The organism is Mesorhizobium sp. L103C119B0, from assembly GCF_000502235.1.
Lineage (GTDB): Bacteria > Pseudomonadota > Alphaproteobacteria > Rhizobiales > Rhizobiaceae > Mesorhizobium.
Genome location: NZ_AYXE01000005.1, coordinates 215,849 through 230,632, shown reverse-complemented (window position 1 = coordinate 230,632; position 14,784 = coordinate 215,849). Strand labels below are relative to the sequence as shown.

The 14,784-nt window shown below is 64.1% G+C and carries 15 protein-coding genes and 1 pseudogene; 10 read left to right on the top strand and 6 right to left on the bottom strand.

Features of this window, described 5'->3' with window-relative positions; translation table 11 throughout:
- Positions 1-113: 113 nt before the first annotated feature.
- The 8 genes from X728_RS156105 (at position 114) to X728_RS156140 (ending at position 7,952) form a co-directional block, all read left to right on the top strand.
- The gene (locus X728_RS156105; RefSeq protein WP_023831252.1) at positions 114-1,361 is read left to right on the top strand and encodes an aromatic ring-hydroxylating dioxygenase subunit alpha; all 1,248 of its coding nucleotides are present in this window, start codon (positions 114-116) and stop codon (positions 1,359-1,361) included.
- A gap of 36 nt (positions 1,362-1,397) precedes the next feature.
- Positions 1,398-2,498, top strand: coding sequence for a hybrid-cluster NAD(P)-dependent oxidoreductase (locus X728_RS156110; protein ID WP_023831251.1), 1,101 nt, complete (start codon positions 1,398-1,400; stop codon positions 2,496-2,498).
- A gap of 161 nt (positions 2,499-2,659) precedes the next feature.
- Positions 2,660-3,082: a PqqD family protein gene (locus X728_RS156115; RefSeq protein ID WP_023696905.1), complete on the top strand. Its 423-nt coding sequence runs from the start codon at positions 2,660-2,662 to the stop codon at positions 3,080-3,082.
- A 151-nt stretch (positions 3,083-3,233) separates the two neighbouring features.
- On the top strand, positions 3,234-4,283 hold the full coding sequence (locus X728_RS156120; protein WP_023831250.1) for a hypothetical protein: 1,050 nt from the start codon (positions 3,234-3,236) through the stop codon (positions 4,281-4,283).
- Positions 4,280-5,023, top strand: a complete 744-nt coding sequence (locus tag X728_RS156125; RefSeq protein WP_023831249.1) for a glycosyltransferase family A protein — start codon at positions 4,280-4,282, stop codon at positions 5,021-5,023. The genes X728_RS156120 and X728_RS156125 overlap by 4 nt, the downstream gene beginning before the upstream one ends.
- A gap of 33 nt (positions 5,024-5,056) precedes the next feature.
- Positions 5,057-5,809 (top strand): glycosyltransferase, encoded by a 753-nt coding sequence (locus X728_RS156130; protein ID WP_023831248.1) that lies wholly within the window; start codon positions 5,057-5,059, stop codon positions 5,807-5,809.
- Complete coding sequence (locus X728_RS156135) at positions 5,794-6,486, top strand: glycosyltransferase family A protein (protein ID WP_245266112.1); 693 nt, start codon at positions 5,794-5,796, stop codon at positions 6,484-6,486. The genes X728_RS156130 and X728_RS156135 overlap by 16 nt, the downstream gene beginning before the upstream one ends.
- Positions 6,486-7,952 carry a nucleotidyltransferase family protein gene (locus X728_RS156140; protein ID WP_023831246.1) on the top strand — a complete coding sequence of 489 codons (1,467 nt, stop codon included), beginning with the start codon at positions 6,486-6,488 and terminating at the stop codon, positions 7,950-7,952. Before X728_RS156135 ends, X728_RS156140 begins: the two co-directional genes overlap by 1 nt.
- A gap of 45 nt (positions 7,953-7,997) precedes the next feature.
- Here X728_RS156140 and X728_RS156145 read toward each other — a convergent pair whose 3' ends face one another.
- From X728_RS156145 to X728_RS156170, 6 genes and pseudogenes are all read right to left on the bottom strand, one after another.
- Positions 7,998-8,738 carry an FAD-binding oxidoreductase gene (locus X728_RS156145; RefSeq protein ID WP_023831245.1) on the bottom strand — a complete coding sequence of 247 codons (741 nt, stop codon included), beginning with the start codon at positions 8,736-8,738 and terminating at the stop codon, positions 7,998-8,000.
- Positions 8,735-9,346: a sulfite oxidase-like oxidoreductase gene (locus tag X728_RS156150; protein ID WP_023831244.1), complete on the bottom strand. Its 612-nt coding sequence runs from the start codon at positions 9,344-9,346 to the stop codon at positions 8,735-8,737. The genes X728_RS156145 and X728_RS156150 overlap by 4 nt, the downstream gene beginning before the upstream one ends.
- A gap of 130 nt (positions 9,347-9,476) precedes the next feature.
- Positions 9,477-9,707: pseudogene (locus X728_RS156155) on the bottom strand (PDZ domain-containing protein); the annotation flags it as partial.
- 15 nt (positions 9,708-9,722) lie between these two features.
- Positions 9,723-10,487, bottom strand: coding sequence for an MBL fold metallo-hydrolase (locus X728_RS156160; protein WP_050589878.1), 765 nt, complete (start codon positions 10,485-10,487; stop codon positions 9,723-9,725).
- A complete protein-coding gene (locus X728_RS156165; RefSeq protein ID WP_023831241.1) occupies positions 10,487-11,653 on the bottom strand; it encodes a diphosphate--fructose-6-phosphate 1-phosphotransferase in 1,167 nt (388 codons plus the stop codon). Before X728_RS156165 ends, X728_RS156160 begins: the two co-directional genes overlap by 1 nt.
- Before the next feature lie 99 nt (positions 11,654-11,752).
- Positions 11,753-12,520: a L,D-transpeptidase gene (locus X728_RS156170; protein ID WP_023668871.1), complete on the bottom strand. Its 768-nt coding sequence runs from the start codon at positions 12,518-12,520 to the stop codon at positions 11,753-11,755.
- Between the two features lie 229 nt (positions 12,521-12,749).
- Here X728_RS156170 and X728_RS156175 point away from each other — a divergent pair, with 229 nt between their 5' ends.
- Both X728_RS156175 and X728_RS156180 read left to right on the top strand, forming a co-directional pair.
- The gene (locus X728_RS156175; RefSeq protein ID WP_023831240.1) at positions 12,750-13,373 is read left to right on the top strand and encodes a LysE family translocator; all 624 of its coding nucleotides are present in this window, start codon (positions 12,750-12,752) and stop codon (positions 13,371-13,373) included.
- A gap of 24 nt (positions 13,374-13,397) precedes the next feature.
- Positions 13,398-14,723, top strand: coding sequence for a tetratricopeptide repeat protein (locus X728_RS156180; protein WP_023831239.1), 1,326 nt, complete (start codon positions 13,398-13,400; stop codon positions 14,721-14,723).
- Positions 14,724-14,784 lie beyond the last annotated feature (61 nt).

The following is a 14,784-nucleotide window of genomic DNA, read 5'->3' as shown; positions in this document are numbered from 1 at the left end:
ATCGCGGTGGGCGGTCAAGAGGTGGATAGTGCATGTCCGGCGCCGCGCCGGCCTGCGTCCGATCCTTCCTCCATCACCACCAAGTTCAGTCCTTAAACCACGAGGACAGAACTATGGATACGCGCAACGACATGCTGAGGCTCCTGAACGGCCGCAAGCAAGGCTTTTCGCTGGAACAGCCCTTCTACACCGACCCGGACTATTTCAAGCTCGACATGGAGCTTATCTGGTATCGCGACTGGCTGTTCATCGGCCATGATTGCGAACTGCCGAAGCCCGGCAGCTATATCACCGTGCAGATCGGCGGTTATCCGGTGGTGCTGGTCCGCGACCAGAAGGGCAACATCAACGCCTTCCACAATTCCTGCCGCCATCGCGGCAGCCGTGTCTGCAACACTGAGAAGGGGATGGCGGCAAAGCTTGTCTGCCCTTATCACCAGTGGACCTACGAGCTTGACGGCCGGCTGCTGTTTGCCCGCCAGATGGCCGACGGTTTCGACAAGAGCCAGTTCGGCCTGAAGCCCGTCGCTTGCGAGAGCGTCGGCGGTTACATCTTCATCTGCCTGGCGAAAGAACCTGCCGACTTTGCGCCGATGCGCGCCATGATAGAGCCCTACCTCAACCCGCACAGGCTGAATGAAGCCAAGGTCGCATTCGAGAGCACCATCATCGAGAAGGGCAACTGGAAGCTGGTCTGGGAAAACAACCGCGAATGCTATCACTGCGCCGGCAATCATCCGGAGCTGTGCAAGACATTCCCCGAAGCGCCGACGGTGACCGGCGTGCAGGGCGCCGACAGCGATCCGGAGATGCTGGCGCACTGGGCGAAATGTGAGGCGGCGGGCCTGCCGAGCAAGTTCCGCATCGATCCGGCCGGGCAATACCGCGCCACCCGCGCGCCGCTGCTGCGCGATGCCGTCAGCTACACGATGTCGGGAAAGCGCGCGGTGACGAAGAACCTGTCCGACACTGTTGCCGCCGACCGCATCGGCACCTTAATGCACTACCACTATCCGACGACCTGGAACCACATCCTGATCGACCATGCGGTCACCTTCCGGGTGCTGCCGATCAGCGCCACCGAAACCGCGGTGACGACCAAGTGGCTGGTGCACAAGGATGCGGTCGAGGGCGTCGACTACAACCTTGAAGAGCTCACCCACGTCTGGACCGAGACCAACGACCAGGACCGCCGCATCGTCGAGGAAAACGCCTTCGGCATCCTGTCGCCGGCCTATGAGCCCGGCCCCTATTCGGAGCTGCATGAGGGCGGCGTGATCCAGTTCGTCGAATGGTACGCGGCCTTCATCGGCCCGCGCCTTGCCGAAGGCGGCCGGCCGGCGCTGCGCAGCGTCGCGTGAGCTGGAGCAGGCGAGGAAGGACCGGAGGATGATGCGATGACGGATCTTGGGCTCTATCGCCATCTTGACCAGATGGCGCCGTGGAACGACAGGCTGCAGGTGCTGGAAGTGACCGGCGTCAGCGACGAGGCGCCCGACGTCAAGACCTTCACCTTCCGCTCCGACAACCAGACCTGGTTCCGCTACAAGCCGGGCCAGTTCTTGACGCTGGAACTGCCGACACCGGACGGGCCACTGATGCGCACCTATACGCTGTCGTCGTCGCCATCGCGGCCGTTTTCGATCGCGGTGACGGTCAAGGCGCAGGCCGGCAGCATCGGCACGCGCTGGATGTTCGACCATCTGGTGCCCGGTTCGCATGTCAAGGCCTACGGACCGGCCGGCGACTTCTCGTTGCACAGCCACCCGGCGGCCAAATACCTGTTCATTTCCGCCGGCTCCGGCGTGACGCCGATGATGTCGATGCTGCGCTGGCTGAACGACTGCGCGCCATGGACCGATGTCGGTTTCGTCAACTGCGCGCGGCGTGCCGAAGAGATCATCTTCCGCAAGGAACTCGAACTGCTCGGCGGCCATATGCCCGGCCTGTCGCTCGGCTTCATGATCGAGGAACGTTCCAGCCGCGAGGGCTGGTACGGTCATATGGGGCGCATCGACGCGATCCGGCTGCCCTTGCTGGCTCCGGATTTCCGCGAGCGCGAAATCTTCTGCTGCGGCCCCGATCCGTTCATGCGCGCCGTGCGCGGCATGCTGGATGCCGCCGGCTTCGACATGACGAAATACCATCAGGAGAGCTTTGCCGCGCCTGTGATGGAGGAAATTCCGGCGCCGTTTGCCTCCCCGGTCGAGGACGGCATCGCTGCACCTGTCGAAGCCGTGACGCCGATCCGCTTCTCGCTTTCGGAGGTCGATGCCGAATGCGTCGCCGGCCAGACCGTGCTGCAGACCGCGCGCAGCTCGGGCGTGCGGATTCCCGCCGCCTGCGAGTTCGGCCTGTGCGGCACCTGCAAGGTGAAGAAGGTCTGCGGCGAAGTCGAGATGAGCCACAATGGCGGCATCCTCGACCACGAGATCGATGACGGTTTCATCCTTGCCTGCTGCTCGAAACCGCTGTCGGCGCTCGAAATCGAGGCTTGAGCCGGTCGACTTCGCCGCAACGGTCGCCGACGCAGGCGTTGTGTTCGCGGGTCTTTGTCTTGCCAAGCATAGGCCGAGTGATTTAGACGCACTTAGGAAGGGCTGGGCAGACCGTGAAACCGGCGCATCCCTTCATGGGCGCATGGAACGGGGACAGAGCGATGCAACAGCGGGTCTACGCGGTCGCAAGCAAGGACATCGTTTTCGAATCATTCGATGGCGAAGCCGTCGTTCTCGATCTTTCGAACGGTAAGTATTTCGGCTTTTCCGATTCCGGCAGCCGGGTCTGGCAGGCTTTGTCGTCCGGCGTCGCCACTGAAGCGCTGGTCGGAGCTGCCGCGGGCGCCGCAAAAATAAGCCTGGCCGACCTCGAAAGCTTCGTTGCCCGACTGCTCGATTTCGGGTTGCTTGCGCCAGCCGAAACACCGGCACAACCGCTTTCGGGCGAGCTGTCGTCTGCGCTTGCTGCCAGCAATGAGCCGCTCAAGGTCGATGTCCACGACGACCTTGCCGATCTCATCATTGTCGACCCGATCCATGAGGTCGAGGAACCTCTCGGCTGGCCGGCGGTGAAACAGGCATAATCGTTTCCCTAAAGCGCGTCGCGTTTGACGGACTCAGGCGACGCGGTTTAGATCTTTGATTTTATGCATGTCGTCGTCTCAAAACCGGGGCCACCCCGAGCGACATGCATCAGGCGACCCGGCGCAATTCTGGACGCTGAACAACCAACACATGCCTTTGATCACGCTGCAAACCCTGCCGGATTATGCCCGCCATGTGCTGGCGGCCGCGGAAAGCGCCGCCGCCTTCTATCCCGTTACCGCCGGGGTGCGGTTGCCGGGACTGGACCTGAGTGTCCACCTCGACCATGGCACGCTGGCGGAAGCCATGAGCCATGCCTTCATACCGGCCCCGGAAAATCCGTCTGCATCTGACGGCTGCCGCATTTTCGTCGCCCACCCGGCCATCGATGGCGTCCCCGCCCCGGCTACCTGGGGCCGAGGCGATTACAACCATCATGCCTTTGCCAACCGGCTGGAAGAGGCCGGATTGCGCGGCAGCTACTATCATGACCTCGACTTCTGGCAGTTCCATGATCCGCAACGCCATGTCGGGGCGCAGCTGATGATGTCGGCCGACGCCTTTCCGCCATGGGAACAAGGGGCGCCGCTGCGCGCCTTCCTGCATTGGGAATATGCGGCGCGCGGCATGCGGCTCACCCATGCCGGCACGCTGGGCATCGATGGCAAGGGCGTCCTGCTGGCGGGCTCCGGCGGTGCCGGCAAATCGGGAACGGTCGTCGCCGGCCTGCTCAATGGGCTCGATAGCGTCGGCGACGACTATGTGCTGATCGACCGGACCGAGGGGGTGACGGCCTATCCGCTGTTTGCCACGCTCAAGCAGGATCCGGAGGGCTTCAGGCGGCTGAAGCTGGAGGGTCGGCTAAAGTCGTACCAACCGCTGAACTGGCAAGGCAAGCATGCCTTTCACATCGACGAGATCGCGCCTCGACCAACTCCTGCAAGTCTGGACATTATTGCTTTGATAGTGCCCCATATCAGGGGAGGTGCGAGAAGCTCGGTCATGCCCATATCGCGCAAGGATGCCATGATCGCCCTGGCGCCGTCAGGAATCGTGCAGATGCCGGGCGAGCGGGAAGCGGGCTTTCGCTTTTTCAGCGAGCTTACCCGCGATCTGCCATGCTACCGGCTGTCGCTGGGGACCGAGCCGCGCGAGATCGCCGGCACGATTGCGGATTTCGTCCTTCGGGGCGCTGCATGAAGTTGAGCGTCATCGTGCCGGTCTACAATCGGGAGATCTATGTCGTTTCGACGTTGCGGTCCCTGCTCAGGCAACGCGACGATGCCGATCTCGATATCATCGTTGTCGACGACGGGTCGACGGACAGCTCCGTTGAAGCCGTCCGCGCCATCATGCGGGAAGCATCGTGCATCCGCCTGTTCCAGCAGGCCAACCAGGGCGTGGCCAACGCGCGCAACACAGGGCTGAAGCAGTTGCTGCCGCAAACCGAACTGGTGTCGTTCCTGGATTCGGACGACGTCTCGCCGGCTGGACGATTCAAGGCTGGCCTACCCCTGTTCGCGGCCGACCCTGCGCTCGAGCTGACCTACTCGCTGATGACGCGCGTCGATCTCATGGACGACGAAACCCTGCAGCCGGCACGGGGCGGCGCAGGTCCCACCGTGCGCGGCGTCAGCCTTAGCGCCGGGATATTCCGCAGGGCACTCATCGACCGTACAGGTGCTTTCGACGAGGAGTTCCGGCAGGGCGAAGACGCCGACTATCTGCTGCGCATTTTCGAAACCAGCCCAAAGCACATTTTTCCCGACACCGTCGCGGTATACTACCGGCGCCACCCCGGCAATTTGACCAAGCAAAGGGATGTGGCGGTGCGCGAATATCTGCGTGTGATTCAGAAATCCTTGCGGCGGCGCAAGGCCGATCCGTCGCGGCGCCCGGTCGAGGGGCTTTTCGAGATCAAGCGCCCGGCAGAGTGGTGAAAGAATGAACAGATCACAGCCTGGAATGCGTGCGTGAAGCTGAGCGTGATCATGCCGGTCTACAACCGCGAACGCCATGTCGGCTCGGCGCTGCGCTCGCTGCTGAGGCAGCGCGACGCCGCCGATCTCGACATCATCGTTATCGATGACGGTTCGACCGACAGTTCGGCGGCGGTCGTGCGCTCGCTGATCGCGGAGGCGCCGTGCATTCGCCTTTTCCAGCAGGAGAATGCCGGGGTGACGCGGGCGCGCAACGCGGGCTTGCGGCAATTGCTGCCGCAGACCGGGCTGGTATCGTTTCTCGATTCGGACGACATTTCCCCGCCCGGCCGCTTCAAGGCGGATCTGGCCTGTTTCGACGCAGACCCCACCCTCGAGCTGACCTATTCGCGCATGACGTTGGTCGACGACATAGATGACGATACGCTGGAGCCGACAGCCGACAGCCACTCGGTGACGGTTCGCGGCATTCACCTGTCTCCCGCTATCTTCGTCCGGCGGTTGGTCGAACGCATCGGCAGCTTCGACGAGGATTTCCACCAGGCCGAGGACACCGACTATCTGCTGCGCACTTTCGAAAGCGGGCCGAAATTCACGATGCCCGACACTGTTGCGCTCTATTACCGGCGCCATCCCGGCAACATGACCAGGCAGGCCGATGTTCCTTTTCGCGAATTCATGCGCGCCGTCTACAAGTCGATGAAACGGCGCGAGGCCGACCGCTCCTTGCACCCTGTCGACGGCATCTTCGATTTCAAGGAACTTGCGAATTGGCGTTTCCTGTGATGGCCAGCTACGGCGTCGTCATTCCGGCCTTCAACGCGACCGCCACCATCGCCGAGACGCTGCGATCGGTCGCGGCCCAGACGGTCCAGCCCGACGCCATAATCGTCGTCGATGACGGCTCGACCGACGATACGGTCGCGGTGGTCAATGCGCTGGGCATGCCGGTGCGGGTGTTGCGCCAGGACAATGCCGGACCAGGCAGCGCCACCACCAGGGGCATCGCCGCGCTGGCGACGCCCTTCGTCGCCACGCTCGATGCAGACGATCTGTGGCTGCCGACCAAGATCGAAAGGCAGCTGGAGCATTTCGAGCGGTTTCCCGCGACGGCAGCAGTCTTTGCCCACTGGCGGACGTTTCGCGATGATAAGCCCGATGTGCAACAGGACGTGGCCGTGGCGGGCTGGTCGCGCACGACGATGATGATCCGCCGGGAGGTAGCCGAGGCCGTCGGTCCGATCATCGACCCGCAAGGCGGTCGCGGCGACATGGTCGACTGGATCGCCCGTGCCCGCGAGGCGGGCTTTGCGCTTGCCATGCTCGACGATGTCCTGACCTTGCGCCGCATCCGGCCCGACAGCATGTCCTATGGACGCGACCCCGTGCGCGATCGCGGTTATCTCGAAGTCGTAAGGCTGGCCATGCAAAGGCGAGCAGCGAAAAAGGCGAGCGCCGACTGATGGCCAATGCCATGCGCCGTATCGGCCGCCGCTTTCCGGACTATGGCTGGTCGTGGCCTACCGGCGGCCTCGACCAGTTGCTGAAGGCCGCATTGCTCCCCGATGAAGAGGCGGCCGGGGGCTATGCGGCGCGCTGGCTCGACGAGAACGATATCGACCATGCTGCTTTCCGCGAGCATCGGCTGCTGGCCGCGATCTCCGACAGGTTCGGCCGCAAGCTCGCTGGGCATCCGGCCTATCCACGTCTTGTCGGCCTGCAAAAGATGCTGTGGACCAAATCGCGACTGGCTGCGCGCGAGGCCGAGCCGGCGCTACAGGCCATGATCGACGCCGGCTGCGCGGTGATGCTTATCAAAGGCGCCAGCCGCATCGCCGTCAACGCGTCGGCGCAGCGCGGCCGGGTGGCGCATGACATCGACATACTGGTGCGCCCGCAGGACATGATTGCCGCCTTCGATGTGCTTAGCGAACGCGACTGGCAGATCGCCACCGGCGTCAGTCCGCAATATCTGCGCACCAGGCTGGCGTCCTTGCGTTCGATGAATTTCTTCAAGGGCAGTTTCGGCGACATCGACCTGCACCAGCTCGCTTATGACGGGTCGCAGCAAAGCGCGGAAGATGATCTGGCGATCTGGCAGCGGGCGCTGTCAGCCGACTTCAATGGCGTCCGCGTGCTTGTTCCCTCTCCGGCCGACCGCATGGCGCTTGCCATCGCCCATGGCGGCCTCGATGCCCACACCCACAGCGACTGGCTGGTCGACTGTGCGGTCGCCATCGAGAGTGGCGCAGTCGACTGGGGCGTGTTCGCCGACATCATCGCCAAGCGGGGTCTCGCCGTCGCCGCGGCGGTGGCGCTCTCCTATCTCTGCCTGGAGATCGGCATTGCGGTGCCGGAGGCCGAACTTGCAAAGACGATTGAGTTGGCCGACCGCGCCTGCCTGTCGCGCTGGTCCTCGGTGCTGCAGGCCAAGCCGCGCACCGATTTCGGCGGCCTCGTTTGGCTGTCGCGCGGCTTTGCCAAGCAGTTGCGCCTGAAACGCAAGAAGGGCCGCCTGCAGCAGCCGACGCCCGCCGTCTGGCGCGGCAGGCCGACATTGCGCAAGGCAAGAGCAACGTCGGCGCCGTTTGCACTTTCCCAGCCCCTGCCGCGTCCGGACAGGACTGGAGAGATGGTGCTGGACGTCACCGTCAGGATCGTCGTTCCACCAATCCGGCGCCGCATTGAGATGGAAATCAATGCCGGCGGCGGCCATGTCGCCCGCCTGCGTTCCATGGTGATCAGCCGCGCCGGCGGCGGACGTGTGCTGCGCTTTCGCGGCAAGGTAACGGTGGACGACACCGGCCGGCCTCTGGTGATCGAAGCACGGCCATCGCGCCAGTTCCGCAACTGGGACAATGAGGCCGAAGTCGCCGCCTATGGCGCGCTGCCGTTCCAATTGCTGTCGGCAAGGTTTTCACCCGCCTGAGAGCGGGTCGCTGTTTCCATGAAACATTGAACCACTGTGGCCCTCTCAGACGCCATAGCGCTCGGTGCGGATGATTTCCGCTGATATGCCGGCGTCGATCAGCGCCCGGGCAGCCGCCGAGACGAAGGCGTTCGACCCGCAGACGAAGGCGAGCGCCGGCGGCCGCGGCAGCCGCGTGAGCGCCTGCATGACCATTGCCGTGTCGATGCGCCTCGAATAGTCGGACGGGCGCCGTACGGCCTCGCGCGTCAGCGTCAGCACCAGCTCGAACCCGTCGCGGCGGTCACCGAGACCGATCAGCTCGTCGCGGAAGATCACCTCGTCCCAGACCCGCACCGAAAACATCAGCGCCACCGGCACCGCCGATTTGCGCAAGGTTCTATGCCGCACCATCGCCATCAGCGGCACCACGCCGGAGCCGCCGCCGACCAGAAGCAGCGGCCCGCCATCCCCATCGGACCAGACGAAATGGCCGCCGAGCGGCCCGCGCAGTTCGATCTCGTCACCGACAGCGGCGATGTCGTGGAAGAAGGGCGAGACTTCACCATCGTCGAGCTTCTCGATAGCCAGCTCGATCGTGGCGCCGCTCTCCGGCGCCGAAGCGATGGAATAGGAGCGGCGCGCCTGGTAGCCGTCAGGCGCCGTCAGCCTGACGTCGACATGCTGGCCGGCGCGATAGGCGAATGGCCGTGACAGCGCGAAGAAGAAACTGGCAACGCGTGGCGTCCGCTTTTCGATTCGGGTGATTTTCGCCGTCTGCCAGGGAGATTGCGGCGCTTCGCTCATGGATCGCCGCTATAGCGCTGCTCGCGCCACGGGTCGCCATAGATGTGATAGCCGCGCAATTCCCAGAAGCCCGGCTCGTCGCGCTCGGTGAACTGCAGTCCGTTCAGCCATTTGGCCGATTTCCAGAAATAGAGATGCGGCACCAAGAGCCGCGCCGGGCCGCCATGGTCGGCAGTGATCGGCTTGCCTTCATAAAGCAGCGCCACAATCGCCTTCCCCGCGGTGAGATCCTTGGCCGGCACGTTGGTGGTGTAGCCGTCATAGCCATGCGCCAGCAGGAAGCTGGTCGGCGCTTCGATACCGGCATCGGCAAGGATGTCGTCGACCAGCACGCCTTGCCAGGCGGTATCGAACTTGGTCCAGGCGGTAACGCAATGGATGTCGCGCGTCATCTTGGTCAAGGGCAGCGCGTTGAACTCGGCCCAGTTCCACTTCTTGATCGGGCGTGGCCCGTGCTTGAGCGTGAACGACCAGTCCTCGGTGCGCACGCGCGGCGTCGGCCCCGCCGACAGCACCGGAAAGCCCTGTTCGAGATACTGACCGGGCGGAATGCGCGCATCGGTCTCCGTCGGAGGCTTTCGACCGGAGGAAAAACCGCGAGTGACCATTTGACTGTCCGTTTTTAGCAGGCCATTGCCGGCCTGCCGTAATGTTCTCGAAGATGTCGCGGCGGGCAATAGGAATTTCGGCGGCCGTGCGGCAGGCCTGTCGGTGGTCCGGCGAGCCTGCCATGATGTCTCAACCGGCGGCGAAGGATACGGCGACGAAGATTTGCGCGTCGCCGCGATCGATCAAAAGCAGCACCGACTTCCGGCCCGATCTGCCGGCCTCGGCGATCGCCTGGTTGGCTTGCCGCGCATTCCGCACCGGCGACTGGTCGACGGCGACGATGACGTCGCCCGGCTGCAGGCCCGCATTGGCGGCTGCCGTGTCCGGATTGACGCGCTCGACCACGGCGCCACGCTGGTTCCGATCACAATGTCGTCAGCGGCCTTCGGTGCGCCTGAGATAGGTTGTGGCGATCTCGCGCATCCGGTTGCCGTCGAAGCTCGGCCCATGGCCGCCATGGCCGAGGCGGACAGGCAGGTCGAGGAGCCGCTGCATGGTACGGCGATAATCAGGCCGGGAGGAATCCGGCAGGTCGTCGATCAGCATGGAATCGTAGATGGCGTCGCCGGCAAAGAACAACCCGTCCGTCTCTTCGAACAAAGCGATCGAATCCGGCGAATGTCCGGGCAGATGCAGGACGCGGAACTGCCGGTCGCCGAGGTCGACGATGTCGCCCTCGTCCAGCGTGCGCGTCAGCGGCGCCGGCGGGATCTTGTAATCGGCCGCCGTCCAGCCCGGCGTCGGCAATTTCGAAACGGCGCCGTCGAGATTACAAAACATGTAGGCGTAGGTCACTGCCTCGTTCATGGTCTCGAAATGCTCGGCACTGTGCCGCGGCCCGGCGCGCAGCGGAAACTCGTGCAGCGAGCCGACATGGTCGAGATGGATGTGGGTGGCGACAATAATGAGCGGCTTGCCCTCGGGCGTGTCGATCTCAGGCGCCAGCGGGCAGATGCCCATGCCGGTGTCGACCAGCAGGTCGGCGTCGCGTCCGCTGAAATGCCAGATGTTGGCGCGCACGAAATCATGCACGAACGGCTCGGTCAGCATCGTCGTGCGGTCGTCGATGATCGTCTTGCCGAACCAGTCGCCGACAACGCGCTCGCCACCAAAACGGACGCCGCCAAAACGGCCGCCCATCAGACGAAGGGCTTTCCCACCTTGTATTTTTCCGGCACCAGCCGCTTCAGGTAAGCCATGCCCGCTTCCGAAAGCTGGTTGACATCGGGCTTCATGAAATCGTCGGGCATATGGCGCGTCTTGCCGGCGACGTTCTTCAGCGGCACCTTCTTCAGCACGGTTTTCGTGCCGTCATATTGCAGCGCCACCGAGCCACCGCCTTCGCCGGCAACGGCAACCGCGAAGGCGCCGGCGTCGAAAGCCTCCTGCGCGTCGACGGCACTGATCGCGCCGACATAGCCGCGCGGCATGTAGCCAAGCGCATCGACGCGGGCGCGCTTGCCCGGCAGGCCTTCGGCGAGCGCACGTTCCAGAGCTGACGGCAGGTCGCTGCCCGACAGTTTGACGTTGCCATGCGCGTCGCGCTCGAGCTTGTCCGGCGGCACCAGGCTTTCGACCAGCGCCTTGCCGTCGGCGGTGCTGACACCTTCGGAGACGGCGACGATGCAGCGCTTGTGGCGGTCGAGCGTGGAGCGCACGTCGTCGATGAAACCGGCGGCGGAGAATGGCCGTTCCGGCACGTAGACCAGATGCGGGCCGCTGTCGGGATCGAGCTGCCAGGCTGCAGCCGCCGCGGTGAGGAAGCCGGCATGCCGGCCCATGACGATGCCGACATAGATGCCGGGCAATGCGCGGAAATCGAGATCGACGGACAGGAAGGCGCCGGCGACGAATTCGGCCGCCGAGATGAAGCCCGGCGTGTGGTCGTTTTCCTCGAGGTCGTTGTCGATGGTTTTTGGCGCATGGACGAAAGCGATGCTGCCGCCGGCTGCGTCGGTCAGGATCTGCTGCGTGCCCGACGTGTCGTTGCCACCGATGTAGATGAAAGCGTCGGCGCCGGCCTTCTTCAACCCGTTGAGGATGACTTCGCAATAGGCAGCGTCGGGCTTGTCGCGTGTCGAGCCGAGCGCGGCACTCGGCGTGCCGGCGATCAGCCGCAGCCGGTCCTCTGGGATGGCGGAGAGGTCGACATAGTTGCCGTCACGAATGCCGCGCACGCCGTGGAGCGAGCCCAGCACCTTGGCGCCGGGATGGCGCTTGCGGACTTCCAGCGTGGCCCCGACAACCGTCTGGTTGATGACGGCGGTCGGGCCGCCGCCCTGTGCGATGACAAACGTTCCAGCCATGCTCGATCTCTCCCGGCGCTGTGGTTTTCAAGGCACCTTGGCCTAGCTTGCCGCATCGCGCAACGGGAGTTTCCACCGGCGCCAAACCGCCGCACAGGATCAGACGACGACGACCGGGTTCTTCTTGGAAACGCGACTGTAGAGGTCGATGATATCCTGGTTGATCAGGCGCACGCAGCCCGACGACATCGCCTGGCCGATGCTCGCCCATTCCGGCGAACCGTGTATGCGGTAGCCGGTGTCCTTGCCGTCCTGGTAGATGTAAAGAGCGCGTGCGCCGAGCGGGTTGGTGAGGCCACCGGGCTGGCCGTTTTGCCACTTCACCAGTTCCGGCTTGCGCTGGATCATCTCCGGCGGCGGCGTCCAGGTCGGCCATTCCTTGCCGTACTGGATGTTGGCGCGGCCGGACCAGCGGAAGCCGTCCTTGCCGATGCCGACGCCGTAGCGAATGGCGTCGCCGCCCTCCTGCACCAGATAGAGCTTTCGCTCCTGCAGATGGACGACAATGGTGCCGGGCGCCTCGCCGGTCTCGTTGACGACGATCTGGCGGCGGAACTCCGGCTTGACCTTCTGATAGGGCACCGCCGGCACTTCGAAGCCGCCATCGTTGAGCGAAGCGTACATGACATCGGGGCCGGTGACGTTCTTGTCGACGCTGATCGCCGGACGGATCGGCCGCACCGAGCCGGTGACCGTGTCATCCAGCTGGAATTGCGGCAGCTCGAGCGTCGAAGTGCTGCAGCCGGCCATGCCGAGCAGCGTCATGGCGCCGGCCCCTGACAGGACGAAGCGGCGGGAATAGAGATGTTCGGTCTCGTTTGCGTCGCCATTTGCTGGCGGCGTCACATTCTGCGGCAACTCACGCATGCACCCAAACCCTACGCTGTCGGCGGGAAACACGGTCCGGCCGGATAGCAGGCAGTTTCGCCAAACATGGTTGAAAAAGGGTGAAGGCCCCAACGACCGGTCTTAAGCCTGTGCCGCCAATAGCGCAGCGGTCGAGCGGAATAGTCCGCCGCGCATTTTTGGGAGAGGGCTCTTTACATTCCCCCGCACACGAGGATTTATCCTTTTCTTTGCGCTCAAGGAGACAAAGATGTCGTTCGAAAACTGGGCCGCCTTCGCCGCCGCCTCCACCGTCCTGCTCATCATTCCCGGCCCGACCATTCTTCTGGTCGTGTCCTATGCGCTGGGCCAGGGCTGGCGCACCGCCTTGCCGATGGCCGTCGGCGTGGCGCTGGGCGACTTCACCGCCATGACCCTGTCGATGCTGGGCATCGGCGCGCTGCTGGCCGCGTCGGCGACCGTGTTCACCATTCTGAAGCTGATCGGCGCCTGCTATCTGGTCTATCTCGGGGTAAAACTGTTTCGCGCCGGCGGCGCGCTCAAAGCTGAACCGCGCACAGATGCCGTCTCGGCCGCCAAGATGATGGCGCACGCCTGGCTGGTCACCGCACTCAACCCGAAGAGCATCACCTTCTTCGTCGCCTTCCTGCCGCAGTTCCTCAATCGGGAAGCCGATTTCTGGACACAGATGCTGATCTTCGAAGCGACCTTCCTGGCGCTCGCCTTCGCCAATGCCTTCGGCTACGCGCTGATTGCGGCGCGCGCCCGCAACGTCGTACGCAACCCCAAGGCGATCCGCATCTTCAACCGCACCGGCGGCACGCTGCTGGTCGGCGCCGGGATCGCCACGGTGGCGATGCGCTCGGGCAAATAGGAACTGCGGAGCATCAGGGCCGATATGGCAGTAAGAGATCCATTCGGCCTAATGTTTTCGGGCGCGACCGAGGCCGGGTTTTCACCCTACAGCCAGGCCGTTCATGAATTGCAATGCTTCGTCGGCGACCCGGTCGGCTCCGTTGACCGCGCCATATCGGCGGATCCCGGTTTCGTCATGGCGCATGTCTTCAAGGGGTATCTGTTCGGCCTCGCCACCGAACGCGAGGCAATGGCGGTCGCCCAGGCATGCCATGCTGCGGCACTGCCGCTTGCCGCGACGTCGCGCGAACAGGCGCATGTCGCGGCCCTTGGCCATCTTGCCGAGGGACGCTGGCATGACGCCGCGCGCCTGCTCGAAGATATCGCCATCGACAACCCGCTCGACGCGGTGGCGTTGCAGGTCGGCCACCAGATCGACTTCTTCACCGGCAATGCCCGCATGCTGCGCGACCGTATCAGCCGCGCGCTGCCGTCCTGGCAGAGCGGCATGCCAGGTTACCACGCCATTCTCGGTATGCAGGCCTTCGGTCTCGAGGAGATGGGCGACTATATCAGAGCCGAAAGTTTAGGCCGACAGGCGATCGAGATCGAGCCGCGAGACGGCTGGGCGCAGCATGCGGTCGCCCATGTCATGGAGATGCAGAGCCGGCAACGCGACGGCATCGCCTGGATGCGCGCCAACCCCGAGGCGTGGACCAAAGAAAGCTTCCTGCAGGTGCATAATTGGTGGCATCTGGCGCTGTTCCACTACGATCTCGGCGAGATCGACGAGGTGCTCAAGCTCTATGACGGGCCGATCTATGGCGAGCGTTCGACGCTGGCGCTGAACATGGTCGACGCCTCTGCGATCCTGTGGCGGCTTTATCTCGGCGGTGTCGATGTCGGCGACCGCTGGGCAGCGCTCGCTGCCAACTGGGCGCCCAAGGCTGGAGCCGGCAATTACGCCTTCAACGATGCGCATGCGATGATGGCATTCGTCGGCGCCGGTCTCGAAGCGCCGGTCAAGATCTTGCTCGAAGCCCAGCACGAGGCGATGCGCGGCAGCGACGACAACGCCGCCTTCACCCGGGATGTCGGCCAGCCACTGACGGAAGGCATCAAGGCATTCGGCGAGGGCAATTACAGCGAAGCGGTGCGCCTGATTCGACCGATCCGCGCCATTGCCCATCGCTTTGGCGGCAGCCACGCCCAGCGCGATGTGATTGATCTCTCGTTGATCGAGGCGGCGTTGCGCGCCGGCGACACAGCGCTTGCCCGGGCGTTGACGGCCGAGCGCGCACTGGCCCGGCCGGACAGTCCGCTGTCGGCGCTGCTTTCGCAACGGGCCGCCAATTTGTCAGAGAATTGACCCGCGGCGGATCTTGTTTTAAAAACTGGCAAGCCAGATTTTTTCGAGACCCGAAAAAATT